This window comes from Candidatus Sarcina troglodytae, assembly GCF_015708635.1.
Taxonomy (GTDB): domain Bacteria; phylum Bacillota; class Clostridia; order Clostridiales; family Clostridiaceae; genus Sarcina; species Sarcina ventriculi.
The window spans coordinates 244,710-271,309 of the sequence record NZ_CP051754.1 but is presented as its reverse complement, the minus strand read 5'-3'; the positions used below and the strand labels follow the sequence as shown (position 1 = coordinate 271,309).

Annotated in this window: 23 protein-coding genes; 5 read left to right on the top strand and 18 right to left on the bottom strand. The window is 28.5% G+C overall.

Annotation, left to right across the window (positions count from 1 at the left end; genetic code table 11):
* Window positions 1-99: 99 nt before the first annotated feature.
* Together HH195_RS01200 and HH195_RS01195 are read left to right on the top strand one after the other, a co-directional pair.
* Window positions 100-2,469: a glycogen/starch/alpha-glucan phosphorylase gene (locus HH195_RS01200; protein WP_196371869.1), complete on the top strand. Its 2,370-nt coding sequence runs from the start codon at window positions 100-102 to the stop codon at window positions 2,467-2,469.
* A 428-nt stretch (window positions 2,470-2,897) separates the two neighbouring features.
* On the top strand, window positions 2,898-3,371 hold the full coding sequence (locus HH195_RS01195; RefSeq protein ID WP_196371280.1) for a hypothetical protein: 474 nt from the start codon (window positions 2,898-2,900) through the stop codon (window positions 3,369-3,371).
* Between the two features lie 162 nt (window positions 3,372-3,533).
* Here the strand turns inward: HH195_RS01195 and HH195_RS01190 are convergent, their stop codons facing one another.
* Window positions 3,534-4,718 carry a hypothetical protein gene (locus HH195_RS01190; RefSeq protein WP_196371279.1) on the bottom strand — a complete coding sequence of 395 codons (1,185 nt, stop codon included), beginning with the start codon at window positions 4,716-4,718 and terminating at the stop codon, window positions 3,534-3,536.
* A gap of 225 nt (window positions 4,719-4,943) precedes the next feature.
* The gene (gene cooS, locus HH195_RS01185) at window positions 4,944-6,971 is read right to left on the bottom strand and encodes an anaerobic carbon-monoxide dehydrogenase catalytic subunit (protein WP_196371278.1); all 2,028 of its coding nucleotides are present in this window, start codon (window positions 6,969-6,971) and stop codon (window positions 4,944-4,946) included.
* A 605-nt stretch (window positions 6,972-7,576) separates the two neighbouring features.
* Here cooS and mgtA point away from each other — a divergent pair.
* A complete protein-coding gene (mgtA, locus tag HH195_RS01180; RefSeq protein ID WP_196371277.1) occupies window positions 7,577-10,222 on the top strand; it encodes a magnesium-translocating P-type ATPase in 2,646 nt (881 codons plus the stop codon).
* Window positions 10,223-10,520: 298 nt separating this feature from the next.
* On the opposite strand, the gene HH195_RS01175 is transcribed toward mgtA, so the two are convergent.
* Both HH195_RS01175 and HH195_RS01170 read right to left on the bottom strand, forming a co-directional pair.
* The gene (locus HH195_RS01175; RefSeq protein WP_196371276.1) at window positions 10,521-10,937 is read right to left on the bottom strand and encodes a hypothetical protein; all 417 of its coding nucleotides are present in this window, start codon (window positions 10,935-10,937) and stop codon (window positions 10,521-10,523) included.
* Between the two features lie 49 nt (window positions 10,938-10,986).
* Window positions 10,987-11,679, bottom strand: coding sequence for a hypothetical protein (locus HH195_RS01170; RefSeq protein WP_196371275.1), 693 nt, complete (start codon window positions 11,677-11,679; stop codon window positions 10,987-10,989).
* A gap of 274 nt (window positions 11,680-11,953) precedes the next feature.
* On the opposite strand from HH195_RS01170, the gene HH195_RS01165 reads away from it, so the two are divergent.
* Window positions 11,954-13,321, top strand: coding sequence for an APC family permease (locus HH195_RS01165; protein WP_055259766.1), 1,368 nt, complete (start codon window positions 11,954-11,956; stop codon window positions 13,319-13,321).
* A gap of 64 nt (window positions 13,322-13,385) precedes the next feature.
* Here the strand turns inward: HH195_RS01165 and HH195_RS01160 are convergent, their stop codons facing one another.
* From HH195_RS01160 to HH195_RS01100, 13 genes are all read right to left on the bottom strand, one after another.
* Window positions 13,386-13,970 (bottom strand): DsbA family oxidoreductase, encoded by a 585-nt coding sequence (locus HH195_RS01160; RefSeq protein WP_196371274.1) that lies wholly within the window; start codon window positions 13,968-13,970, stop codon window positions 13,386-13,388.
* Window positions 13,971-14,211: 241 nt separating this feature from the next.
* Window positions 14,212-14,922, bottom strand: coding sequence for an LrgB family protein (locus tag HH195_RS01155; protein ID WP_196371273.1), 711 nt, complete (start codon window positions 14,920-14,922; stop codon window positions 14,212-14,214).
* 77 nt (window positions 14,923-14,999) lie between these two features.
* Window positions 15,000-15,386 carry a CidA/LrgA family protein gene (locus HH195_RS01150; protein WP_055259772.1) on the bottom strand — a complete coding sequence of 129 codons (387 nt, stop codon included), beginning with the start codon at window positions 15,384-15,386 and terminating at the stop codon, window positions 15,000-15,002.
* Window positions 15,387-15,598: 212 nt separating this feature from the next.
* Window positions 15,599-16,276 carry a FadR/GntR family transcriptional regulator gene (locus tag HH195_RS01145; RefSeq protein ID WP_055259774.1) on the bottom strand — a complete coding sequence of 226 codons (678 nt, stop codon included), beginning with the start codon at window positions 16,274-16,276 and terminating at the stop codon, window positions 15,599-15,601.
* A gap of 218 nt (window positions 16,277-16,494) precedes the next feature.
* On the bottom strand, window positions 16,495-17,652 hold the full coding sequence (locus tag HH195_RS01140; RefSeq protein WP_196371272.1) for an iron-containing alcohol dehydrogenase: 1,158 nt from the start codon (window positions 17,650-17,652) through the stop codon (window positions 16,495-16,497).
* A gap of 192 nt (window positions 17,653-17,844) precedes the next feature.
* Complete coding sequence (locus HH195_RS01135; protein ID WP_196371271.1) at window positions 17,845-19,053, bottom strand: ammonium transporter; 1,209 nt, start codon at window positions 19,051-19,053, stop codon at window positions 17,845-17,847.
* Window positions 19,054-19,317: 264 nt separating this feature from the next.
* The gene (locus tag HH195_RS01130; RefSeq protein WP_196371270.1) at window positions 19,318-20,163 is read right to left on the bottom strand and encodes an urease accessory protein UreD; all 846 of its coding nucleotides are present in this window, start codon (window positions 20,161-20,163) and stop codon (window positions 19,318-19,320) included.
* A gap of 3 nt (window positions 20,164-20,166) precedes the next feature.
* A complete protein-coding gene (ureG, locus tag HH195_RS01125; protein WP_196371269.1) occupies window positions 20,167-20,778 on the bottom strand; it encodes an urease accessory protein UreG in 612 nt (203 codons plus the stop codon).
* 30 nt (window positions 20,779-20,808) lie between these two features.
* Window positions 20,809-21,528, bottom strand: a complete 720-nt coding sequence (locus HH195_RS01120; RefSeq protein ID WP_196371268.1) for an urease accessory protein UreF — start codon at window positions 21,526-21,528, stop codon at window positions 20,809-20,811.
* A complete protein-coding gene (locus HH195_RS01115; RefSeq protein WP_196371267.1) occupies window positions 21,503-21,955 on the bottom strand; it encodes an urease accessory protein UreE in 453 nt (150 codons plus the stop codon). Before HH195_RS01115 ends, HH195_RS01120 begins: the two co-directional genes overlap by 26 nt.
* A gap of 70 nt (window positions 21,956-22,025) precedes the next feature.
* A complete protein-coding gene (gene ureC, locus HH195_RS01110) occupies window positions 22,026-23,759 on the bottom strand; it encodes an urease subunit alpha (protein WP_196371266.1) in 1,734 nt (577 codons plus the stop codon).
* Window positions 23,759-24,082, bottom strand: coding sequence for an urease subunit beta (locus tag HH195_RS01105; protein ID WP_196371265.1), 324 nt, complete (start codon window positions 24,080-24,082; stop codon window positions 23,759-23,761). Before HH195_RS01105 ends, ureC begins: the two co-directional genes overlap by 1 nt.
* A 17-nt stretch (window positions 24,083-24,099) precedes the next feature.
* Window positions 24,100-24,402 (bottom strand): urease subunit gamma, encoded by a 303-nt coding sequence (locus tag HH195_RS01100; protein ID WP_055259792.1) that lies wholly within the window; start codon window positions 24,400-24,402, stop codon window positions 24,100-24,102.
* Window positions 24,403-24,621: 219 nt separating this feature from the next.
* Between HH195_RS01100 and HH195_RS01095 the strand changes: the two genes are divergently transcribed.
* A complete protein-coding gene (locus tag HH195_RS01095) occupies window positions 24,622-25,137 on the top strand; it encodes an AmiS/UreI family transporter (protein WP_055259794.1) in 516 nt (171 codons plus the stop codon).
* Between the two features lie 33 nt (window positions 25,138-25,170).
* On the opposite strand, the gene HH195_RS01090 is transcribed toward HH195_RS01095, so the two are convergent.
* Window positions 25,171-26,586 carry a radical SAM/SPASM domain-containing protein gene (locus tag HH195_RS01090; protein ID WP_055259796.1) on the bottom strand — a complete coding sequence of 472 codons (1,416 nt, stop codon included), beginning with the start codon at window positions 26,584-26,586 and terminating at the stop codon, window positions 25,171-25,173.
* Between the last annotated feature and the right edge of the window lie 14 nt (window positions 26,587-26,600).

The window sequence follows — 26,600 nt, the reverse complement described above, 5'->3', positions numbered from 1 at the left end:
AGGAAATTGATATAAAATATATTAAGAGATATTTACCTTTAACTATTAATAAATATAACTCCTTAAAATTACATGAAAGGTGTGAATATTATGAACACATTGAATAAAGAAAATATAAAATCTGGTATAATAAAATATTTAAAAATCAAGTATCGTAGAACATTAGATACAGCTAAAGATTTTGAACTTTTTAATGCCTTATCATTAACTTTATTAGAACACATTATTGATGAGTGGGATAACACAGATGAAACATACAAAAATACTAAAAACGCCTATTACTTTTCAGCTGAATTTTTAATGGGCAGAGCTCTTGGAAATAATCTTATAAATCTTGGAATCTATAATGATATCAAAGAAATTTTTGATGAACTAGGATTAAATCTAAATGCAGTAGAAGAAATCGAGGAAGATGCAGGGCTTGGAAATGGTGGTTTAGGAAGGCTTGCTGCATGTTTTATGGATTCTGGCGCAACTCTTGAAATCCCATTAACTGGATATGGAATAAGATATAGTAATGGTCTTTTCAAGCAAGAATTTAAAGACGGTTACCAAAATGAAAAGGCAGATAGTTGGCTAAAATACGGTGATCCTTGGAGTATAAGACGAGATGATGAATCCACCATAGTAGAGTTTGCTGATATGACAGTTAAAGCTGTTCCTTATGACACTCCTATAATAGGATATAAAAGCAAAAATATAAACACACTAAGATTGTGGAAATGTGAGCCATTAGAGGAATTTAATTTTGATCTTTATAATTCACAACAATATTCAGAAGCTTTAGATTTAAAAAATCGAGCAGATAATATCTCAAGAGTACTATATCCAAATGATACAGGAAGGTCTGGTAAAATATTAAGACTTAGACAACAATACTTATTAGTTAGTGCTTCTTTAAAAGATATAATTAGAAAATATAAAGAACAACACAGTGCTATTACTGAAGAATTTTCAAACTTTAATGTAATACAATTAAACGACACCCATCCTGTGCTTGGAATTCCAGAACTTATAAGAATTCTAGTAGATGAAGAGAAATTAGAATTTGATGTAGCATTAAATATTTGCAAAAAAACATTTGCTTATACAAATCATACTATTTTAGCAGAAGCTCTTGAGAAATGGGATGCTGAACTATTTAGATGTCTTTTCCCTAGAATACTTGAAATAATAAATATAATTAACTCCATATTTATAAGCGAGTTAAAATCTAAAGGATATAACGATCACCAAATAAATGAATTTTCAATAGTAAATAATTTTAATGGGCAAGTTAGAATGGCAAATTTAGCTATTAGTGTTGGATTTGCAGTAAATGGTGTTGCTAAGCTTCACACAGACATCTTAAAAAATTCAGAATTAAATAACTGGTACAAATTATATCCTGAAAAATTTCAAAATAAAACAAATGGTATTACTCCAAGACGTTGGCTTAGATTGTGCAATAAAGAATTATCTAATTTTATAACAGAACTTTTAGGAAACGAGGACTGGGTTAAAGATTTAAATAAACTAAGTGAATTAAAAAAATTTGCTGATAATAATGAGGTTTTAGAAAAATTCTTACAAATCAAACTTACAAAAAAGAAACAACTAGCACAGTTTATAAAAGAAAATGAAGGGATAGAGATAGACCCTAATTCTTTATTCGATATTCAAGTAAAAAGACTTCATGAATATAAACGACAATTTTTAAACTCACTTTACATTTTAGACCTTTATTTTAGATTAAAAGAAAATCCTAATCTTGATATTCCAAAATGTACGTTTATATTTGGAGCTAAAGCATTCCCTGGATATAGAAGAGCTAAATCAATAGTTAAATTTACAAATGATATTGCTAATTTAATAAATAATGACCAAAGTATAAATGGAAAAATTAAAGTTGTATTTGTTAAAAATTATAGCGTATCTTATGCTGAAAAATTATGCCCAGCAGCTGATATTTCAAAACAAATTTCAACTGCTGGAAAAGAAGCATCAGGAACTGGTAATATGAAATTTATGCTAAACGGAGCTCCAACCTTTGGAACTTTAGATGGTGCTAATATTGAAATAGTTAATGAAAGTGGAGAAGAAAATAACTTTATTTTTGGTTTAAAAGTAAATGATATCGAAAATTTAAGACATTGCTATAATCCATGGGATTACTTTAATAATAATCCAGATTTAAGACGAGTAATTAACACATTAGTTGATGGGACATTTAAAGATAATTTAAATAATGATTATAGAGATTTATTTAATTCTCTTATGAATGAAGGAGATCAATATTTTGTATTAGCTGATTTTAGAAGCCTTAAAGATACGGAGGATAAAGTATTTGAAGCTTATAAAGACAGGCTTGCATGGGCTAAAAAATGTTTCTTAAATGTTTGTAATGCTGGAAATTTTTCAAGTGATAGAACAATCCAACAATATTGTAATGAAATATGGCACATTAACAAATGTAAAAATACAAAATAAATTTAAAAATATTAATATAATTTGATAAAATGCCTAAGGTTTTTCTTTAGGCGTTTTTCACTTGATTATTACATAATATTGCATAAAACACAACTTAGTGATATAATTAACAAGTGATAAATATAATTATTTTATGAAACATAAATATAATGTTAAAGCTTACAAATATAAAATAATTGATATTTTTGAATCAAATTTTTTTTGATAAAAAGAGTTACAATTTTTAAAAGATTGTAGCTCTTTTTAATTTTTACTTTTATTTAATATTTTTAAATGTTAAATTTTATTTAACATTTAAAAATATTAACATTTAACCTTTGACAATTAGTTTTTTTTTTATATAATGGTATTAACAAACATTTTTTAGATAAATTTGTTTTAAAAATATTTTTTTCTAAAATATACTTTTTAAGATGGGGGTAATTTACATGAAAGAAAAAATGGTAAGGCTATCACAATTAAATTTAAGTGGTTTATTAGAAAGTTCTATAAAATCAGTAGAAAATGATTTCAAGGAAAAATATTTAAATGAAAATGAAAGTCTTAGTGATTATGGTTTTAATAGAAATGATATAATCAACTCATATATAGAATTATTTACTAATGAAAATAAAGATATATTTATCCCATTTGCTTATAAAAAAATTGGTTTTGGCGACGATATTTATTTATTAGACGGAAATAAAATATTTAATAATAATAACTCTGCTGATATTGGCGATTTAAAATTAAGCTACACATCAGATATTGGATTTTTATTAAGTTATACTGATGATGATTGTGTAATTATTAAAGTTGGCTATGCCATAGATAATCAAACTTCTGGGTTTAAAGCAAAAGAAAATACAGGTGTATTAAAGCCAAAAATGCAATGTTATTTAAATAGATTTCTTTGTGCATAAACTTTAATTTTACTTAACTTTGAATTCCAATAAATTTAAATTAATTGATATATTATAAAATATTACACTTTACTAATGATTAAATATTAGTTTAAGATTGCTAGTTAGTGAAGATAAATTATACTAAAAATGGTTAGAAAGATTTTTCTAACCATTTTGTTTTTAACAAATCTCTTTACTTCCTTCTGTAATTATATTTTTCACTAAATCTATCGCTAATTTAATAATAATCAAAAGAAATACAATAGCCATTATTACTTTAGGAAACATCAAATAATCAAATAAATAATTTATGTAACAAAAAAATGATATTGAAATTATCCCAAGAGGTATATACCATTTTCTCCTATCTATAAAGAAATAAATTATTCCTAAAATTCCTGCTATATATATATATCTTTCATGCATAGAAGGTAAAAAGTAATTGCAAATTAATATTGAAAGTATCGATATTTGTAAAATTATTTTATTATTTATTGCAAACTTATAACTTAAAATAAACATTGTAAGCATTGCAAAAATAAATATAGTAAATATTATTCCAGCTGTTGAAAACACTTTATAATAGTTAGGAACAAAAGTATATATATTGGTAAGGTTCATAGTCAATTCTTTGTATTGCCCAACCTGTGTCATATATTGTGTTATTAATGTTTCAATAGGTCTTCCTAGCAAAAGAGCTGGTATATTTACAACAAGCACCGTTATAGGTATAATAAAAAAGTTTAATATAGACATATCTTCACCTTTTAAATATAAAATTATATATAAAGGTAAAATAAATATTGTTTGAAGCTTAAATGAAAAAGCAATGCCTAAAAATATAAATGTCTTAGTATACTTTTTATCAAATAAGAATAATAATGAAGCCAATACAAAGGTCGCATAAATCATATCGCATTGTCCCCAAGCTGAACTATTTAATATAACTGTAGGACTAAATAATATTGTTGCATATGTACAAAGACTTAAAAGTTTTTTATATTTTTCATTTTTGCAAAATTTATATACTATACGAGCTCCTACAAACGCGCCAATAAAATCAAATATTATTGAAACAATTTTTATAGTGTATAAACTGTTAATTGGAATGTAAGTTAAAATCCCTAATATTAGCATATATGGTGCTGTATAATTTCCTATATGATCTTTTATGGCAAATATCCCACCATTCGCCTTTAATGTATTAAACCACCCTTCTAAAAAATATTTATAATCTCCACTTACAACATTAAAAAACATACATCTAATAAAAATAGCTAAAATAGAAATTATTATTATAAACAATTCATATTTATACTTTTGTATATATTTTTTTATATAAAAATCTACTTTATTACTTCTCATGACTGTTAAAAGATAGCTTTATCTTTTAATTCCCTCCTCTTTATAATGCTAAAAACTATTATACAGCACTTTTGTATAATTATTAAGACATACAATTACATTTTAAATTTTACTTTTTATTTATCTGCTAATTTTAGATGAAAGTAAAAAAACAGGAAGATCTTATTAAAAATTCTTCCTGTCTATCTATTTAACAATTATAAGGAATATCCTATTTATTCAATATTATTTATCCCAACCTAACGCTTTTCTCTTGTTCTTCATATTTTCTATTATTTTATCAGCTAATTTAAGTGGGTCTACCTCAACATTCATAGTTGAACCTAAAGTTTTACTTGAATCTAAAATATAATTCATTACATTTTGTGAACCATGAGCTGGTGGATATACACAATGGTATGTGTTAATTCCCATAAGTCTAAAGCAATATGAAGCTCCCAATCCTTTTTCATTTGCCCATTCTGGACTTGACATTGCATAAGGCATATCTTTCATTTCTAATCCAAGTTCACCAGCAACTCCTGCAAATATTTCAGTTGATCTTGTGTTATCAACACATTCTCCAACATGCCATATTGGTGGAAGGTCATCTCCTAAAATACTTCTTAATCCTTCTCCTGCTAATTCTTGAGCTTTAACAGCACACATTCCTGTTTTTAATAATGGGAATGATGCACAACCATTTGTTAATATAAGGATATTATTTTCAAGCAATTTTGTAGCAACATCAACAACTGCTCTTTCATAAACAACTCTTGGATTACAGCATCCAACTAGGTTAACTATACCTAACACTTTACCACTTTTAACTGCATCAGCAAGTGGTTTCATGCTTCCGCCATATCTCTCTTTTACATATTCAGAAGTAAATCCGACCTCTGCCTCAACTTCATATTGTGGTATATGAACTGGTACATCACGTCTTTCTGCATAACTTTCAATAGCTCTTGTCATTATTTTCTTAGCTAAGTTTTCTGTTTCACCTATATTTGAATGATAATGGTCATAAGCATAATGCTCTGCCCCTGGAAGTCTTGCAGAATCACTTGTTGTAATTACTGTAGTTTTAAAACATCTAGCAACATCCATAATTCCTGGGAATACATCTTGTACATCAGCAATCCAACAATCTAATGCTCCAGTACCAAGTACAAGTTCAGCTCCAACTGAATTAGATAGTGGAACTACATCACCATATCTATACATTGATGAAAGGCCTGTACAACAAATTCCATAGAATTTAATTCCTTTAGCTCCTTTTGATTTAGCTAAATTTATAAATTCTTCGCTTCTACCTTGTTTTATGATTTCGCTAACAAGAACTGGTAAATGTCCATGAACAGCTATATTTACATAGCCCTCTTCTAATGCACCAATATTAGTTCTTGAAGTTTGTCTTTTTGGTAATCCAAATAAAGCATCAGTTGCAATAGCTGGAGCTACAACTCCTGAATATAAGAATGTAAGACCACATCTTGCAAATTGTTGCATAATGTTTTTCCAATCTCCATCTGTTGCTTCAGTTGATCTATGTAATGCTTCAAAAACTTCATGATAAGCCGAAATAGGTAGTATGTCCATTTCTTTCCACTTTTCTTGTCTTTCTAATGGAGCAAAACCTTTTATTGTTTGATATTCATCTGGAAGAGATCTTGACATATCAGCAAGTAAAACATCAGAAACAGCCATAGCTAATTCCTTAACTGACATTTTTTCATAATCTTTTATTCCTAATTTAGGAGCACTTTCTCTTAATATATTTTCTCCTAATATAGGTAAATCTAACTTTCCTTCTGCTGCAAATCTTAACGCAAGTATAACTTCTCTACCGTGAGAACCATGAGCCCCTACACCACCTGCCATAGTCCTTAATATATTTCTAGCAACGATAAGGTCAGCATCAGCACCACAAACTCCCTTTGGACTTTTAGCAGTTATTTTACAAGGCCCCATTGTGCATATACGACAACATACTCCTGCTATACCAAAACTACATTGTGGTTTTTGTTGATCAAATCTATCAAAAGGAGTATCTATTCCTAATTTCTCCATATGTAATAACATTTCTCTTACTGCTGGATCAGCTGCCTTTTCTATTACATCTTTCTTTGATGCGAATGTTTTTTTATACTCAGCAACAGCTTTCATATAATCATATCCATCTGCTCCATGTTCATGACCATGGGCATTAACAGTTTTAAGTTCTTTTGCTTCTTGATTATGTAATTTGTTTATTACTTCTCTTGTATCCATATTAAAAATCCTCCTTTGTTTGTCAAATATTTGTCAAACTATTTAGCAGTTAATTATTAACTTTACTATAATTATACTACTATTCGACTTTTTTTCAAACATTTTTTTAATTTTTTCTCTATTTTTTTTTAGTTTTTTTATATTATTTAATTATTATTATTATTCCGTTTTAAATATTACTTATTATTGATTTTATGTTTTTTTTATACTTTTTTATTGTTATTTTTATAATAATTGCTAAAATAAATTAATCTTATATATATATCATAATATTTTTTTCTCTTTTTTATATGATATTTCTTCTTTTTACTAGTTTTTTTGTTAATAATTTAATTAAATAATAAAGAAATCTATGTAAAAGGTTTAAATTTTTATTGAATTGAGAATATTTATATAGTATAATCCTAATTGATAATTTATTTTCAACAGATAATCAATTATCATTTCTTGTATAAGTTATTCATTACTTTATTATATAAAAGGAGGTTATATACTAATAAAATGCATCGCTATTTGTTAGCGTTATCAAAATAATCAAACAAATAAAGTAAAATCTAATTTGATTTTTAAAATTATTTGTACCGTAATTATTAAGGAGATTAAAAATGAGCGATAAAAAAAGAAAAAAAGCTCAAAAATTAGATCAAGAGAATTTCAAACGTATTAGTTCAAAAATACATGAAAATAGTACACTTTCCAATGAAGAATTATTTAAAAAATTCAATACATCTCTTGATGGTTTGAGTGAGGCACAAATTAAGAAAAACATATCCACTTACGGAGATAATAGCACTGATCCAAATAAAGAAAAACCAATAATAGTTCAATTTTGCAAAGCTTTCATAAATCCATTTGTATTTGTATTAGTTATAATTGCTATTATAAGTTATCTTACAAATGTTGTGTTTGTAGCTCCAGGAACTCAAAGTTGGTCTCAAATCAACATTATACTTGTATTAATAGTAGTAGGTGGAGTAATTCAATTTTCTCAAGAGTATAGATCGGGAAAATCTGCAAAAGCTTTGGCAAGTTACATAAAAAATACATGTCTAGTAAAAAGAAATGATAAAAATTTCGAACAAATTGATACCAGAAAATTAGCAGTTGGAGATATAGTTAAGCTAAGAACTGGGGATATCGTTCCTGCTGATTTAAAAATTTTAGAGTGCAAGGATCTTATGATTAGTCAATCAGCTTTGACTGGAGAATCCGAACCTGTGCAAAAATTTACTATAAACAATTCTGATAGCTCAGAAATTGGAGATTATACAAACGTTTGCCTTCTAGGAACTAGTGTTGTAAGTGGAACAGCTATTGCTGTTGTTATCGGCACAGGTCAAAATACATATTTTGGTGCTATGCAATCTTCATTACAAGAGGCAGACCCTGAAACAGAATTTGATAAAAGTGTTAGAAAAGTTTCTAAAATGCTTTTAATATTTATGGCTGTAATGGTTCCTCTAGTTCTTGTTATAGACTGGTATCAAACAGGTAGTTTCTTTGATGCATTAACTTTTGCTGCATCACTGGCTGTTGGTTTAACCCCTGAAATGTTACCTGCTATTGTATCTGAAAACCTTACTAAAGGTGCTTTAAAAATGGCTAAACGTAAAACAGTTGTAAAAAAAATTGGTGCAATTCAAAACTTTGGATCTATCGAAATACTTTGTACAGATAAAACTGGAACATTAACAGATGATCATATAAGAGTTGAAGAATGTATTGATATAACTGGTAGCACTTCTAATGAAGTCCTTAAATATGCTTACTTAAATAGTGCAAAACAAAATGGATTACAAAACGTAATTGACTTTGCCATAATAGAACGTGCTAAAGAATTAAACCTTGCTAAAGAATTAGATAACAATTTTAAGAAACATGATGATTTAGCTTTTGATTTTAATAGACGTAGAATGTCTGTTTTAATTGAAGAAAATAACGAGCCTTTATTAATAACAAAAGGTGCTTTTGAAGAAATGTTACATATTTCTAAATACATAGAGATGAATGGTGAATTATTAGAAATAGATTCTAAAATTATTTCTAATTTAAAGAAAAAAGTAAATAAATTAAACCTTGAAGGTATGAGAGTTATAGCTCTTGCTAAAAAACAACTTTCTAAAACTTCTGCAGCCTTAGAAGATGAATCTGAAATGACTTTAATAGGATTTTTAGGATTTTTAGATCCACCAAAAGAAACAACTAAAGCCGCATTAGATGCACTTGAATACTATGGTGTTGATGTAAAAATTCTAACTGGAGACAATGAACTAGTTACTAAAAAAGTTTGTGAACAAGTAGGATTTAAGATAACTGGAATTTTACTTGGTTCTGAAGTTTCTAAGATGTCTGATAATGAATTAAGAGCTGAAGCATTAAAGGCTAATGTTTTTGCTAAATTAAATCCTCTTCAAAAAGCAAGAATTGTTAGAGTATTGAAAGGTGCTAACAAAGTTGTTGGTTTTATGGGAGATGGTATAAACGATTCTATTGCATTAAAAGAATCTGATGTTGGTATTTCAGTTGATACTGCTGTTGAAATTGCTAAAGAAAGTGCTGATGTTATTCTTTTAGAAAAAGATCTTATGGTACTTCAAGAAGGTATTATTGAGGGTAGAAAAGTTTTTGCTAATACTACAAAATATTTAAAAATTACCGCAAGTAACAACTATGGTAACTCTATAAGTGTTCTTATGGCAGGTATATTCTTACCATTTGTTCCAATGCTACCTATTGAATTATTAGTACAAAACTTAGTTTACGATATTACTCAAGTATTTATCGCTTGGGATAATGTTGATCCAGAACTTATTGCTAAACCAAGAAAATGGAATGCTAAAGAAATGTCAAAAATGCTTATAGTATTTGGACCTTCTAACTCAATATTTGATATTATCTGTTTTATTACCATGTGGTTTTACTTTGGTTGTACAACAGATGCTCAATCTGCTTTATTCCAAACTGGTTGGTTTATTGAAGGGGTATCAAACTCTGTGTTCGTTCTATTTGCATTAAGAACAGAAAAAATACCTTTCTTACAAAGCAATCCGTCAAAATTATTTAGTGTGTCAATACTAGCCTCTTTGGCGGTTGGTTGGATACTACCATATACCCCCATCGGTCAAGCTATGGGTATGGTGTATATAACACCTTGGTACTTATTATATATCTTTGGATTAATGATAGTATTATGTTTATTAGTTCAAGCGTTAAAGAAACTTTATATAAAAAGATTTGGCGCTCTCCTATAATGAATGGGGGTGAATTAGATGAGTACACTAAGCATTATTGGATTCATTGCTGGATTTATAGCTTATTTAGTTCTTCCAGCTATTGTTCTAATCAAAAAAGATCTTTAAAATTTAATAACTACAAAACATATTTATTATGTATTAAAGTATTTAAATTAATGAAAATAATCTACGAGAAAATTTTACTCGTAGATTATTTTTATATTTACAATCAATATTAATTTTTTCAATTAACACAAAAAGTTATCCACAATATCTTGTGGATATTGTGGATAACTTATACTATATATAGATTGATTTATTCAACAGTTGCTTCTTTTTCTTCCACAACTTCATCAGATTCAACCTCTTCGCTTAAATCAGCCGCCTCTTCAAGTTGTGCACCTTTTGCTTCTTCTATTGATTGTCTCAATTTTTCTTCTTCTAATATAACTTCTTCTTTTAATTTTAATATTTCATCCCTTTTAGCTTCAAGTTCAGCCTCAAGTTCTAATTGTTTTTGATTTAATTCTTCTATTTTATTATTAATTATATTTATTTTTTCTTTACTTTCTTCACTGTATTCTTCTATTGATATTTCTGAATCATTTTTTAAAGAATCATCTTCACAACAGCTTTTTAAATTTTTTGCAGATCTTATCCCTGCTATAGTTGCTACAACACCTGCTGCAGCTGCTGTTCCTGCTATCATTGCCATTAACTTTTTATCTTTCATAATAACTTCCCCTTTACTTCTCAAAATTTCATTATTAATTTAAACTCTACTATTCTTTAAATATTATGCTCTTTGATTCTCCGCTTGAATCGACAAAAATCAATTCAACTTTAACAACATCTAGAACATTTATAGTTGTATCCTTATTATTAATCTTTATAAAATATTTTCCAGACTGTAATATTGGTTTAGACAAGCCATAAGCATGTCTACCCACAGCATCTATCAAATACTCATCATAATACTTAAATTTAGAAATAAGTACCCTATCATCTTTATCATAACATTTTATTATTATGTTACTTCTTTCAGACAAACTGATATTCAATACCTTATTTAAATTAAATTCTGCTAAAATCTCCTCAGCCCCTATACCTTGAACATTTACATTACTAACAAAATCAGCACAATCCCCATTATCTGACTTCCTTCTACTTTTCTCCTTAGTAATTTTACAATTATCTGTATCATTATTAAATGATTTAATTTTAAATTCATTAGAACTCAACTTGATATTTCTTCCATTTGAAGTACCAACAGCTTCAGTCATTACTGGAGTTGTAAATGTACATGTTCTTACAGTTAACGCTATCGCATTTGTTATTATTGACCATATTTTCTTTCCCACATGACTCATCTCCCTTTTAGTTGGCAATACAAATGGTCGTCCCACTTCAAGCATTTTTTGTTTATTTCTAACTATAAATACAGTATAACAATACTTTTGAAAAATTTCTATCATTTTCGTAAGACATATTTTTTAATTTATACATTTAATTACATATTTTTAAATGAAAATTAGACTTTCATTTAAAAAAAATTTAACTATATTAAAATTATTTATAAAAAAAGCAAAATCAAATCGTATTTAGGCGTAAATTGTAATAAATTATTTAATTTTAGAAATAAATTTAGTAAATCGTTAGGATAATTTCATTTTAATTATTAATTTAATTGAATAAAACATATTTTAGTGCTAATATTGTTTTGAATAATAAAAAAGGGGGTTTTGTCTTTTGAATCTTTTTAGAAAGCAAAATACAAATGATATTTTAAATGAAAACAAAGCTCATAAAGAACGTACTCTTGGAGTTTTTGATTTGACTCTTATGAGCATAGGTGCTGTTATAGGAACTGGCGTTATGGTTTTAACTGGCGTTGTTGCTGCAACAGAAGCTGGTCCTGGAGTATCTCTTTCCTTTATAATTTCAGGTATCGCTTGTATTTTCATTGTACTTTGTTATGCTGAGTTTTCATCGACTTTGCCAAGTTCGGGTGGATCTTATACTTATGTTTACGCCTCTATGGGCGAATTTTTAGCTTATATAGTAGGTTTATGTATAGTCTTAGGTTATACATTGTCAGTAGCAACCGTTGGGGCTGGTTGGTCTGCTTATTTCACTAACATATTATCGGCACTTGGTATAAATTTACCTACATATTTAACTACTATTCCTGCAAACGGTGGTATTGTAAACTTACCAGGAATACTGGTAATATTATTTATAATGTTCATATTATCTATTGGAACTAAAGAAAGTAAAAAATTTAATAATTTAATGGTATTAATAAAACTTGGAGTTATATTTCTTTTTATAATTGTAGGTGTTTTTTATATTAATACTGATAATTGGAACACTTTCCTTCCTTTTGGATTCACTGGTGTTTTTTCTGGTGCTTCATCAGTATTCTTTGCTTATACTGGTTTTGATACTACTGCCTCTGCTGCTGAAGAAACTAAAAATCCTCAAAAAACTATACCAATAGCATTAATATTATCTTTAGTTATTTCTACTATAATATATATCATAGTAGCCTTAATTTTAACTGGTATGTCTTCTTACTCAAAACTTGATACTGGCGATGCTTTAGCTTATGCCCTAAATAGTGTTGGAAGAACTAAAATAGCAGCTATTTTATCAGTAGGTGCTGTCATCGGAACTATGGCAGTTATATTTGGTCAAACTTATGGTTCATCACGTGTCTTGCTGTCAGTTGGAAGAGATGGTTTACTTCCTTCTAAATTTGCTAAAACAAATTCTAAAAACATTCCTCTAGTATCAATATGGTCTATTGGAATCGTGGCCGCTATCTTAGCTGGTTTTATTAATTTAGGATCTTTAGCTAATTTTTCAAACATGGCTTTACTAATTGCTTATTTCATAGTATCTATATCAGTTATAGTATTTAGAAAGGTTAGACCTGATTTAAAAAGAGGATTTAGAACACCATTAGTTCCTTTAATCCCTATACTTGCAGCTCTTAGTTGTGGATTTTTAATCTTTAATTTACCTTATAAGATTTGGATATATTTCGCAATATTCATCGTATTTGCTGCAATTCTTTATTTTACATATTCATATAAACACTCTAAAATAAAGTAAAAAGCCATATTATTAACCACAAAATATTATAAAATATTTTGTGGTTTTAATCTTAATTATATAGCTATTTAAGTCGTTCAATTTCTTCTTCTATTATACTATCAAAAAATTCTCTTCTCTTATATCCTACAACTTTAGTATGCCCTATTATTATTGTTGGTACAGCATTTATTCCTTCTTCTTTGCCTCTTTTTATAGCTTTTTCATGTTGTTCCTTATATTTTCTAGCTTCTAATACTGATTTTATATCATCTGAATCTATTCCTATCTCACTTCCCACCTCAGATAATACATCAATACGGTTAATATCTTTACCCTTTTCAAAAAATGCTTCGTAAACTTTACTATTAAATTCCTTTCCCTTGCCGTTTTCATCTGCAAAATAATAAGCTTCTGAAGCAAACTTACTCTTTGGTCTATGTATATCCGGTATTTTTGCTTTATGCCCAAAATTTTTAGCTGTATTTTCTAATATATTGCTCCAAAAATTTTTTCTAAATAAATCATTTTCTAATTTTACTTCAGGAATCTCAAATGGTATATATTCAACACTTACATCTTTATTTTTTATAGCAGCATTAAAAGAAAATGTTGTTAAAAAACAAAAAGGGCAAATATAATCCAAATAAACCTTAATGTTAAGCCCCATCTCAACTCTCCTTTAACAAAATAAAAATATATGAACATTATATGAACATCTGTATAATTATATATTACTACAAAATTCGACATTTTGATACCTTTAAATAAACTATATTTCTCAATCATCACGAATTCTATTCAAATATCTTAATATTTCAGTAAAATAATAGAAAAAACTAAGAATTCTATGTTATTCTTAGTTTTTTATCATCTATTTTATTAAATTTTACCCATTGTCACTAAAATTACTAACTTAACTTAAATATTTTTAATACTAACATGTAGATTGGAGTTGATAAAATAACTGTTATGATTCCCGCAAGTCCTATTGATAATGAACTCATAGCACCTTGAATTTCTCCCATTTCAAAAGCTGTTGCTGTTCCTAATGAATGTGATGCTGTTCCAAAAGCTATTCCCATAGCTACTGGATGTTTTATCTTAAACAATTTAAATATAGTAGGACCAACTATTGCTCCTGTAATTCCTGTTATTATTACACATACTACTGTAATTGAAGTTATTCCTCCTAAATTACTTGAGATAGCATAACTTATAGGTGTTGTAACTGATTTTGGAATCAATGATGCAATAAGTTTTGCATTAAATCCGAAAAGATAACATAAAACTGAAACAAAGCTCATAGATACTAAACATCCACACAATAAGCCAAGTATAACAGACCATAAATACTTTTTCAAAAGTTTTATTTGTTTATAAAGTGGTACTGCAAGAACTACTGTTGCTGGTTCTAACATATCATTTATGAATTTTGCACTTGAATTATATGTATTATAACTTATATGACCAAAAACTAAAACTAGTATAACAAAAATGATTCCTATAAGAAGAGGATTAAATGCAACTATTTTAGTTTTCTTAAATATAAATATTCCTATTTCATAACCTAATATACTTATTAATATTCCAAACAATCCGTTATTAATTAAAGCTTGCATATGTATCGACCTCCTTATTTCCTTATTTTTTTATAACTTTTTTCATATACTAAAATCTATTACTCCATAATGATTAATTATTTGTTGCTTACATTTACATTATTTTCATTTTTATCTTTGCTCATTTTCTTTATGAAGAATTGAACTAATATAGCTGTTACACTCATTACCACTAAAGTAGATACTATAGCAATAATCACTAATTGAATACCATCTAATTTTAATATTCCAAGAGCAGTTATAAGTGCTACCCCAGCTGGTAAGAAAAAGAATGCTAAATGATCTAATAAGAAATTTGATACTGTTTCTATTTGTTCTACCTTAACGACATTTGTCATAAGAAGCGCTAAAAGAAGTAGCATTCCGATAATATTTCCTGGTATTGATAACTTAAATGTACTAGATATAAATTCCCCTACAAAATAAATAACTAAAATTATTAAACATTCTCTAAGTAATTTCATAAACCCACTTCCTATTGATATATTTAATTATTCCAAATTGGTATGACCAATAACATAACATATTGTACAACATTTATTTGTATTTGGCTAGTGTTTTATTTAAATTTCTTTTATATAAATGATAAATTTACTTAAAATTCATTATTTTTAATAATAAAAAAACTATAAAGTCTTTATTAAGTTAAGACTTTATAGTTTTTTTAGTGATATATTTATATTTCTATAATTTCTCTATGCCTTTGCATAGCTTCATATGCTCTTTTTTTACTTTTATTTTTCATTGCATCAACTAACTCTTTGTGTATCTCCAAAAGCTTTTTGCTATTTTGTGCATCCTTTCTAGCTAACTCACTTCTAGTTCCCTTTATACTTTCATCAATAAGCTCTGATATTACCGCTAATATACTAGATATTACTCTATTTTTAGATGCATTATCAATTATATAATGGAGTTGTCTATCTATTTCAACATTTTTTTCTTCATCTGATGTTTTACTCATCTCATCTATTAATTCTTCTAACTTTTTTATATCTTTTTCATCTATTCTCTCAGCTGCTAAAACAGCTGCCTGACTTTCTAATATAAACCTAAACTCATTTATCTCCGTAAAATCATTTTGCTCTAATAAAAACATTACTGATAATGGTTGTATCAAAGATTCCTCAAATGTTTCTTTTATATAATTTCCAGCACCTTGCCTACTTTCAATAAGCCCAATAACATCTAAAGCTCTTATAGCTTCTCTAACAGATGCTCTACTAACCCCCAAATCTTCTGCAATCTCTCTCTCTGGTCTTAATTTTTCACCCTTTTTAATTTCACCATTTTTTATTTTTTTCTTTATAGCCTCTATTACTACCTCGTAGGCCCTATTTGTTTTGTTTTCCATACATATAAATCTAAAATTTAGATTTTTCCTCCTTTCTTCCTAAAACATAATTAATACTTTTCTACATCTATGATTATATTTTATCAAACTTTTATTGCAATTTTAATATTTTACCACTATACTACAACAAAATCAAAATAAAAAACTGTATTAAAACTAAATTATGTTTTAATACAGTTTATTTAAATTATTATTATTTCTATATTAAATTTAGATATTTATATAGCACCTTCTAATATTTTTCTGCTTACATCTAAAGTTATTTTTCCAGTTTCTGATAATGCTATTCTGCCATGATCTTTTAAGGCTTTAACTAAATGTTCAATTTCATCAAATTGTATACCATAATCAGATAGATGAGTTTTTATTCCTAATCCCTCAAAAAACTCTCTAGTTTTTTCAATAGCTAAATCTATTTTTTCATCATCACTACTGCTTGATATATTCCAAATTCTCTCTGCATATTGAACTAATTTATCATGTTTATCTTTTCTTGTTACATTCCAAAGAGATGGCAATACAATTGCAAGTGTTTTAGCATGATCTACTTCAAACATAGCTGTTATTTCATGACCAATCCTATGAGTACTCCAGTCAACAGGAACTCCAGCTCCTATAAGACCATTTAATCCCATAGTCGCACACCAAACAAGATTCGCTCTCGCATTATAATCTGTAGGATTTTCAACTGTAATTTTTCCAATTTCTATTAACGTTTTCAATATTCCTTCTGATGTTCTGTCTTGAAATCTTCCATCTACAGGATATGTCATATATTGTTCGCACACATGTACAAATGTATCAACAATCCCATTTGCAACTTGGGATTTTGGAAGAGAAAAAGTAAGTGTTGGATCTAATATTGAAAATTTAGGAAAAACTAAATCATTATAAAATGACCATTTTCCATAATTAAATGTAATAACTCCACCCCTATTCATTTCTGAACCTGTTGCTGGCAAAGTTACAACCATTCCTATAGATATAGCTTTTTTTATCGCTGAAGTTTCTTTTCCAAATAATATATCTGAAGCTTCAATTCCTTCATAACATGCAGCAAGAGCTATAAATTTAGTTCCATCCATTACAGAGCCCCCACCAACTGCCAAAAGAAAGTCTATCTTTTCTCTTTTAACTATTTCTACAGCTTTCATCAATGTTTCATACTTAGGATTTGGCTCTATCCCACCAAATTCAAAAATTTTTCTATTCCTTAAACCATTCATAACTTTTTCTAATGTTCCAAATTTCTTTACACTACCACCACCGTAAAGAATCAACACTTTAGCATCTTTTTTTATAAGATTATCTAATTCATTTAATCTATCTCTTCCAAAAACTATCTTAGTTGGATTATAAAAATCAAAATTTAACATTTTATTTCACCTCTATCGTACAAAAATATTATGTAATTCATTTTAACATTATCTATAATTAAATATTTCACTTAATTATATCAATTTATTCGCTAATGAACAACTTTCACTATCAAACGATATATTTACTTTACAACCTGTCCCAATCATTTAATAAAAATTAGTATAGGCCGTAAGCCTATACTAATCTCTTTATTCTTCTACTGAAAATTTTTCATGTAAAAGATTCTTATCTAAACCTTCTTTTTGAACTTCTGGACTCACCCTTATAGTTCCAGTCATATCGCATATTTTTAATATTACAAATGTCAGTATAAATGAATATGCTGCTACAATAACAACTCCATAAAGTTGAACTATGAATTGATTAAAACTTGCACTAATTCCATTAACCGCACTAACTGCAAATAATCCTATTAAAAGAGTGCCTATAAATCCACCCATGCCATGCACTCCCCAAACATCTAAAGCATCATCTAATTTTAATGATTTTGCTAAATGAACAAATATAAAACAGGCCACAGCTGCTATAATACCAATAAATACTGATCCTTGTGGTGTTACATAACCTGAACATGGTGTTATTGTTGCAAGACCAGCAACAGCTCCTGTTATAAATTCTACTATCGAGAAATGCTTTTCTTTAATATAACTTATTATAACCCAAACTATAGATGCAAATCCCGCAGCTATTCCAGTATTTGTGAAAGCTAAAGCAGCAGTTTCCCCTCCTGCTAAAGCTCCTCCTGAATTAAATCCAAACCATCCAAATAACAAAATGGCTCCACCAATTAGTACAAGCGCTATATTTCCAGGACCTTTGTGAGGTCTAACAGCTCTTTTTCCTAAGAATAATATTGCTGCTAAAGCTCCAAAACCTGCTGTCGTATGTATTACGGTTCCTCCAGCATAATCTACAAATCCCCATTTTGCTAAAAAACCGCCTCCCCATACCCAATGTGCTACTGGGAAGTAAATAACTATCATCCAAAGAACTAAAAATTTTATCCATCCAACTATATTCATTCTATTAGCAAAAGCCCCTGTCATAAGAGGCGCTGTTATAATAGCAAACATCAATTGATACATAAAATACATTAAAAATGGTATTCTAGAACCATAAATAGGATTTACTGTAAAATCCACTCCTTTTAACATAAAATATTGCGATATATCACCTATAAATCCTCCAATATCTCTTCCAAAAACTAATGAAAATCCACCTAAGGTCCACATAACAGTTACTACTCCTATAGCAATGAATGAGTACATCATCATTGTTAATGAATTTCTTTTTTCTACGAGACCTCCATAAAAAAAGGCTAAACCTGGTGTCATCAAAAATACAAGAACTGTAGTCACTACCATAAAAGCTACGTCTCCATTGTTTATTGTAGGCATTTTAATCTCTCCTTTTCTACAACTAATTATTAAAATTTTATTTTATTATAATTATCATTAGTAAGAGTCAAAAAAATTGTTCACATAATTAAACATTAAAATACTATGCAATATATAGTATTTCCTAAAATATAAAATAAATGTATTTATTTATAGAAAGCACTTGTATCTCCTAAAAATAATAATATCCTCTATGCCTTACTAAAATTATCTAAAAAATAAAGACGTAAAATTTACGTCCTTATTTTTTAACTCTTATAAAGATTAAAGCTTTCTAATTATAAAATCCTCAGATTTTAATACATTATTTCTTATATAATTATGACAAAACAGTATTATCTTTTCTATTTCTTGAGTTAAATTACCCATTATTCTAACTATGAATCCATTAACTTCTATTGAAGATATTCCTACATTTACATCTAAATTAAATCCATTAATTTTATCCCTTAATTTTTCAATAATTTTTTCATCTATATTGTTATTTATAATAATTAACGTTGCAAAATTTTTATACCCTTCCATAAAACCTAAAGCCTCTACATTATCTTCTTTAGGATTTATTATCATATTATCAGATAAAACAAGATTATCATCTACATATATATCAGTTTTCAACCTAGCCCTTCTATATTGAAATCTTTTTTTATCTGGCGACCATCCAGAAGTTATTCCATCTGTATATATTAAAGTCGAACTTTTAGTCATATATATTTTATTTTCCTGTTTATATTTTGCATCTTTATAAAGAATTACAGGATCGTTTATATACTCTAATATACTGTTTTCATGAAGCCTTATTATTGTTTCCTGTAAAGATTCAATATCATTTTCACATTTATAAACTTTATTAGCAGCTTGAGTTGTTAGCACCGCTCTCGTATCTTTTTTTAGCTCTACTAATATATTATAGTATTCACCTTCAACAACTCCTCCTCCTAACTGCATTAAAAAATATGTAGGAATTTGTTCTGAACCTATATTAATCTTGGGAGACAATTTAAAAACTCCTGTAAAATATTTTTTAGAAGCTGTTGTTTTATCATTTAATCTTTCTAAGACTAAATCTATAACTCCCGCTTTCCTTTTTGTATTTATTGCGTTTTTCATAACCTAAGAAATCCCCTCTAAAAGGCAATTTTTCTTAATCCAACTTAATACTTCTAAAACTCCAGAATCATTTTTAAGATTCGTAAATATAAAATCTTTCTGCCCTCTAAATGCTAAAGTATCTTCTCTCATAACATCTAAATTTGCTCCAACATAAGGGGCTAAATCAATTTTATTTATAATAAATAAATCACTTTTTATCATTCCTTGACCTGCTTTTCTTGGAATTTTTTCACCTTGAGCGACATCTATTATATATATTGAAAAGTCAACTAAATCTGGACTAAATGTAGCAGCTAAATTATCTCCTCCGCTTTCTAAAAACAATATATCTAAATCTTTAAACCTAGATTTCATCTCGTCTATTGCTGCAAAATTCATCGATGCATCTTCTCTAATTGCCGTATGAGGACATCCTCCTGTTTCAACTCCCATGATTCTATCTTCTGACAAAACGGAATTTTTAACCATAAACTTTGCATCTTCCTTAGTATAAATATCATTTGTTATAACCGCACAACTATAATCATTATTTATCATTCTTGTCAATCTTTCTATAAGAAGGGTTTTTCCACTCCCAACTGGACCACCAACCCCTATTATTACTGGTTTCATCCCTAAACCTCCCTTAAATATTTATGAATTTTAAGACATAAAAAGTCTAAAGGTTAACGTTTCATGATTTATTTGTGATAATTCGATTCCAGGTATACTTACTCCAAAATAATCATATTCTGTCCTATTTATAATTTCATATAATTCCTCTAAAATTTCTATAAATTTCATTAAAAGAATTTGCCCATCTTTTTGACCAAGTGGAATAGTTCTCACTGCATTTTGAATAAGAGTTGATATTGTACTGTATATATAATATATAATTGCCTCTTTCACAGTAAAATTTAAACTATACATAAGCATTCCAAAAACTATTGATGGATGACCAAAAGCTTTTTTATTTTTTATATCATGTTCATAGACTCTTATTTCTTCACAATTATAAAGTTCTAAAAACATTTTTATCATTCTACTTGCAACAAGTTTATTTCCATTTCTGCTCTCTTTTGCTATGGTTTGAACAGTTATTTTTCTATCTAAATCTAAAATACCTTTAAAATCTTTTTTATCTAACAACTCATATAGCATTTTTATACACATTCCATCTGAATATATAAATTGTTTTGTTAAATAAGTAGTTAGCCATTTTGCAAAAGTATCTGTATTATGTACTCTATCATCTCTTAAATAAGTTTCCATTCCATAAGAATGATTAAAAGAACCTATGGGAAAATTTGAATCGCACAATTGTATTATCCTTAAAACTTCCAATATATGTGTATCTTTAGTGTCTATGTTCAAACTCAACATGTCTAAACGCCTTTTCTAATACTCTATTTTCTCTAGAGTAATTTATGTTATCGTGTTTTAATTTATCTTCAACTAAATTATCATACTCTACAATCATAGTATCATTTTCAAACTGTGCTGGTAGATGTCTATTCCCAAGGGCGTGAGCTATTTTTCCCATTTCATTTATAGATGTTGGTTTTATTACTAAAATATCATTACTTTCATATTGAACTATAACCAAATTATGACCATCATTTAATAAAATATCCCCATTATTCAAAGTTTTCCCTTTATCTAAAGATATTCCATATTCGTGACCATGATCCGACTTAACCCTTATTATTCTTTTTAATAAATCATCGCTTTTTAGAATAATTTTTTCTACATGATAATTATTTATATTTTCTATATCTTTTATATTTCCTAATACCCTTTCAAAAACCATTTTATTCTCCAATCTTAATTATTTTAATTATGCTTATCACACATAATGTGATAAGCATAAAATATTTATATTAGAATAAGAAATATCTTTGAGTGAGTGGTAAACATTTTGCTGGCTCACAAGTTATAAGTTCTCCATCAACTTTAACATCATAAGTTTGAGGATCTACTTCTAATGACTTTGGTATTACATCATTCAATTTCATATCTCTCTTAGTTAAGTTTCTTATATTTTTAACAGGCAATACCATATTATCTAAATTTAATTTCTCTTTTATGCCATTTTCAATAGATGCTTGAGAAACAAATGTTGCACAAGTAGTAGTTTTAGCTTTTCCATAAGCTCCAAACATATATCTTAAAAGCACTGGTTCACAAGTTGGAATTGATGCATTAGCTTCTCCCATAACAGCTAAGCTAACCATTCCTCCTTTAATTATCATCTTTGGTTTAGCACCAAAAAATGCTGGTTCCCAAAGAACTAAATCAGCCATTTTACCTTTTTCAACTGAACCTACATATTCATTTATTCCATGTGCTATAGCTGGATTTATTGTATACTTTGCAACATATCTTTTAACTCTGTTATTATCATTTTGTTCCGTATCATTACATCCACAAGAACATTTCAATGGTCCTCTTTGAACTTTCATTTTTGAAGCTGTTTGCCATGTTCTAGTTATAACCTCACCAATTCTCCCCATAGCCATTGTATCTGAACTCATAATACTAAATATCCCCAAATCATGTAATATATCTTCCGCTGCTATTGTTTGCTTTCTAATTCTTGAATCAGCAAAAGCTACATCCTCTGGAACCTTAGCATCTAAATGATGACAAACCATAAGCATATCTAAATGTTCTGCTATAGTATTTACTGTATATGGTTTTGTTGGGTTTGTTGATGCTGGTAATACATTTACTTGACCAGACATTTTTAATATATCAGGCGCATGACCACCACCTGCACCCTCTGTATGATATGTATGAATTGTTCTTCCGCTAATTGCTTCTATTGTATGTTCAACGAAGCCACCTTCATTTAATGTATCTGTATGAATTGCAACTTGAACATCATATTTATCAGCTGCTTGAAGCGAATACTCTATTGCAGATTTAGTTGCACCCCAGTCTTCATGAATTTTAAGACCACAAGCACCAGCTTCTATTTGCTCAGCATTAACCTCTATATTAGCTCCACTTCCCTTTCCTAAAAAGCCCATGTTTATTGGAAGCCCTTCAGCTGATTCTATCATTTTCTCAATATTCCATGCACCAGGTGATGCAGTTGTAGCATTAGTTCCATCATTAGGACCAGTTCCTCCACCTATAATTGTAGTTATTCCACCATGAAGGGCTGTTTCAACTAAATCCGGACTTATATAATGAACATGAGTGTCTATTCCACCAGCTGTTAAAATAAGCCCCTCACCAGCTAATGCCTCTGTACTAACACCAACTATAAAATCAACATTATCCATTCCATGAGGATTTCCACCTTTACCAATAGCAGCTATTTTACCATCTTTTATACCAATATCTGCTTTATATATTCCTGTATAATCAACAACGGTAACACCTGTTATTATAAGATCGACAACTAATGGATTCTTTCTAGTCTCAATAGAGTTTTGACCCATTCCATCTCTTAAAGATTTACCTCCTCCAAATTTGCATTCATCTCCATAGCTAGTTAAATCTTTTTCTATTTCTATAAAAAGATCTGTGTCTCCAAGTCTTATCTTATCACCTACAGTAGGACCGAATAATTGTGAATAACGTTTTCTATCTATTTCAAAACTCATTAATTTCTTCCTCCCTTATCTAAGAATCCATCAACTTTATTATTTAAACCATAAACTCTTCTAGTTCCACCAATATCTATAAGCTTAACTATTTTATCATCCCCTGGCTCAAATCTAACAGCAGTTCCTGCAGGTATATCTAATCTTTTTCCGTATGCTTTTTGTCTATCAAAATCTAATTGATCATTAACTTCATAAAAATGAAAATGCGAACCAACTTGAATTGGTCTATCACCATCATTAACAACTCTAAGTTCTATTGCTTCTTTCCCTTCATTATATTTAATTGACTCTTTTGCTAATATGTATTCTCCTGGTATCATTGTACTCTAACCTCCTTTTATTGAATCGGATCATGAACTGTCACAAGTTTTGTTCCATCTGGAAATGTACATTCAACTTGAACAGTGTGAACCATCTCTGGTACCCCTTCCATAACTTGATCTCTCTTTAATATATTTCTACATTCATCCATTAATTGTTCTACCATTTTTCCCTCTCTAGCACCTTCCATTATTTCATCTGTAATGATAGCAACAGACTCTGGATAATTAAGTTTTAATCCTTTTTCAAGCCTTTTTCTTGCAACCTGTGCAGCAACAAAAACCATAAGTTTTTCTTGCTCTCTCATTGTTAATCTCATTTTTACTCCTCCTTCTTATACTATTATTTTATAGATTATATGACATAATTTTATTTTCCTAAATAAAAGTTAACTCTATAAACTATCCCCTATTAATATTTCCATTTTATTGATTATATATGTATTTATTCTTAAAAATTTTTAATTTTGAGTATTATTATTCTTCTTTAAACACAAAATAACTAAAATAATTTTTTTATTTAAAAGGAGGATTTTAAAATGTTAGGAGTAGTTCTTTTATATGTTGGTATTGTACTTATAAGTAATGGTATCGCTAGACTTAGTAAAATTGACCCCCGCTCTCAATCAATCATGAATTTATTTACAGGAGGTTTATCAGTAATAGCAAATATAATAACTATTGTATTTGGAGAATTTTTAACATCTAGAAGTGATTTTTACGCCGCTGCTACTGGACTATTGTTTGGTTTTACCTATCTTTATATAGCACTTAACGGTATCTTTAAGTTAGATCAAAGATTATATGGTTGGTATTCTCTATTTGTTGCAATTAACTCAATTCCAGCTGGACTTATTAGCTTTTTCTCTGGCGGATTTTTTAATATAAGCATGGCTATAATTTGGTGGTTGTGGGGTCTTTTATGGCTTACTGGTTGGATAGAAACAGTCTTAAAGATAAATTTAGGGAAATCAGTTGGCTATTTATCAGTCTTTGAAGGGATTGTAACGGCTTGGATACCAGGATTTTTAATGTTAGCAGGATTATGGGGTTAATAAAAAAGAGATGCATACTGCATCTCTTTTTTATTATTTATCTAATTTTCCGTTTAATTTCTTACTATGACCTGTTGAGAATTGCATATTTCCTTTTTCATGGAATACTTCTTTCCATTCTTTATCAGCATATGGTGTGAATTCTTTAGCTATTTGATTTAAAGTAGCTTTAAATTCTGGATCATTTATCATTGCATCTGCACCTTCATCATCAGGTTTAGCTCCTGCTTCTTTTACTATTTGTCTAATGAATCCTGGGTTATCTATCATTGAACAAGGTTTTAACATGTTCTTGTTGTATGGTTGTTTTTCTCTCATTATTCTGAAGAATGGATCTCTTAAAACATCTATTAATGGCTTACCAATAGCATTTTGTGTTGAGAAATGTGAGAATATACATGGTTCAACATTTCCTTTTGAGTTTATATGGAAGTAATATTTACCTGCTATACAACCTCCAACATATGGTGCGTCATTAAAGAAGTCTAATGTAAAGTAAGGTTTAGTTTTTCTGATTTCTCTAACTCTCTTACCTAAGTATAATCTTTGTTCTGGGCTAAGCATTAAACTAAAGTCTGGTTTTGCGTCTCCAACTGGCATGAATATAAAGTACCAGCACATTTTTGAACCTTTGCTTATCATTAAGTCAGTAAATTCATCACTTGTTACTGATTCTATGTTTTGACTTGTAGCAGCTGTAGAAACTCCGAATAATACTCCTCTTTCGTTAAGTAAATCCATAGCATGCATTACTTTTTGGTAAACTCCTTTACCTCTTCTTCCGTCTGTAGCTTCTTCACTACCTTCAACAGAAAGCATTGGTATTACGTTACCTGCTTTTGCTAATCTATCAGCAGTTTCTTCATCTATTAATGTTCCATTTGTAAATGGTGTAAACATTACATCGTTATATTTTTCATATAAATCTAACATATATTTGTTAAAGAATGGTTCTCCACCTAAAACAACTATCCAGTGAATTCCTAAATCTCTAGCTTCACCAATTAATCTATCAACTTCTTCTGGTGACATATCGTCTTTTTTGCTGAAACTTGCAGCATAACATCCAGTACAATGTATGTTACATCTCATTGATGGACTTATAAGCATTATAAATGGAATTTTAACATTTTCTTCTTCCATATATTTTTCTCTTTTGCTTGCTGAAAGCCAAACACCATTAACAAAGAAGTTAGTAAAGAATTTCTTTAACGCTTTCTTGTTTGTAGTTTTAAGAATTCCTTGTATAAATTCTTTTACTGCTGGGTTTTCATTATAGTATTGACATACGTTGTCAATTTGTTTCTTTTGATCTTCATCTTTTACAAATTTCTTTATTGCTGCGAATATTTTATCAACATTCTTTTCAGGGTCTTTATCAATTATTTGCAAAACAGTATTTATTACAGCTGTTGCAGCTAATTTTTCTGCTTTTTCTTTAATGTTCATAGCTTTCCCTTCCT

What these genes read in the sequence shown, in the direction of transcription:
- HH195_RS01145 (WP_055259774.1), bottom strand. Translation starts at nt 16,276, where the DNA reads ATGGAAAACAAAACAAATAGGGCCTACGAGGTAGTAATAGAGGCTATA.
- HH195_RS01155 (WP_196371273.1), bottom strand. Translation starts at nt 14,922, where the DNA reads ATGCAAGCTTTAATTAATAACGGATTGTTTGGAATATTAATAAGTATA.
- HH195_RS01095 (WP_055259794.1), top strand. Translation starts at nt 24,622, where the DNA reads ATGTTAGGAGTAGTTCTTTTATATGTTGGTATTGTACTTATAAGTAAT.
- HH195_RS01090 (WP_055259796.1), bottom strand. Translation starts at nt 26,586, where the DNA reads ATGAACATTAAAGAAAAAGCAGAAAAATTAGCTGCAACAGCTGTAATA.
- HH195_RS01135 (WP_196371271.1), bottom strand. Translation starts at nt 19,053, where the DNA reads ATGCCTACAATAAACAATGGAGACGTAGCTTTTATGGTAGTGACTACA.
- HH195_RS01140 (WP_196371272.1), bottom strand. Translation starts at nt 17,652, where the DNA reads ATGTTAAATTTTGATTTTTATAATCCAACTAAGATAGTTTTTGGAAGA.
- HH195_RS01150 (WP_055259772.1), bottom strand. Translation starts at nt 15,386, where the DNA reads ATGAAATTACTTAGAGAATGTTTAATAATTTTAGTTATTTATTTTGTA.
- HH195_RS01170 (WP_196371275.1), bottom strand. Translation starts at nt 11,679, where the DNA reads ATGATAGAAATTTTTCAAAAGTATTGTTATACTGTATTTATAGTTAGA.
- HH195_RS01160 (WP_196371274.1), bottom strand. Translation starts at nt 13,970, where the DNA reads ATGGGGCTTAACATTAAGGTTTATTTGGATTATATTTGCCCTTTTTGT.
- HH195_RS01190 (WP_196371279.1), bottom strand. Translation starts at nt 4,718, where the DNA reads ATGAGAAGTAATAAAGTAGATTTTTATATAAAAAAATATATACAAAAG.
- HH195_RS01105 (WP_196371265.1), bottom strand. Translation starts at nt 24,082, where the DNA reads ATGATACCAGGAGAATACATATTAGCAAAAGAGTCAATTAAATATAAT.
- HH195_RS01175 (WP_196371276.1), bottom strand. Translation starts at nt 10,937, where the DNA reads ATGAAAGATAAAAAGTTAATGGCAATGATAGCAGGAACAGCAGCTGCA.
- cooS (WP_196371278.1), bottom strand. Translation starts at nt 6,971, where the DNA reads ATGGATACAAGAGAAGTAATAAACAAATTACATAATCAAGAAGCAAAA.
- HH195_RS01120 (WP_196371268.1), bottom strand. Translation starts at nt 21,528, where the DNA reads ATGTTGAGTTTGAACATAGACACTAAAGATACACATATATTGGAAGTT.
- HH195_RS01115 (WP_196371267.1), bottom strand. Translation starts at nt 21,955, where the DNA reads ATGGTTTTTGAAAGGGTATTAGGAAATATAAAAGATATAGAAAATATA.
- HH195_RS01130 (WP_196371270.1), bottom strand. Translation starts at nt 20,163, where the DNA reads ATGAAAAACGCAATAAATACAAAAAGGAAAGCGGGAGTTATAGATTTA.
- HH195_RS01100 (WP_055259792.1), bottom strand. Translation starts at nt 24,402, where the DNA reads ATGAGATTAACAATGAGAGAGCAAGAAAAACTTATGGTTTTTGTTGCT.
- HH195_RS01195 (WP_196371280.1), top strand. Translation starts at nt 2,898, where the DNA reads ATGAAAGAAAAAATGGTAAGGCTATCACAATTAAATTTAAGTGGTTTA.
- mgtA (WP_196371277.1), top strand. Translation starts at nt 7,577, where the DNA reads ATGAGCGATAAAAAAAGAAAAAAAGCTCAAAAATTAGATCAAGAGAAT.
- ureG (WP_196371269.1), bottom strand. Translation starts at nt 20,778, where the DNA reads ATGAAACCAGTAATAATAGGGGTTGGTGGTCCAGTTGGGAGTGGAAAA.
- ureC (WP_196371266.1), bottom strand. Translation starts at nt 23,759, where the DNA reads ATGAGTTTTGAAATAGATAGAAAACGTTATTCACAATTATTCGGTCCT.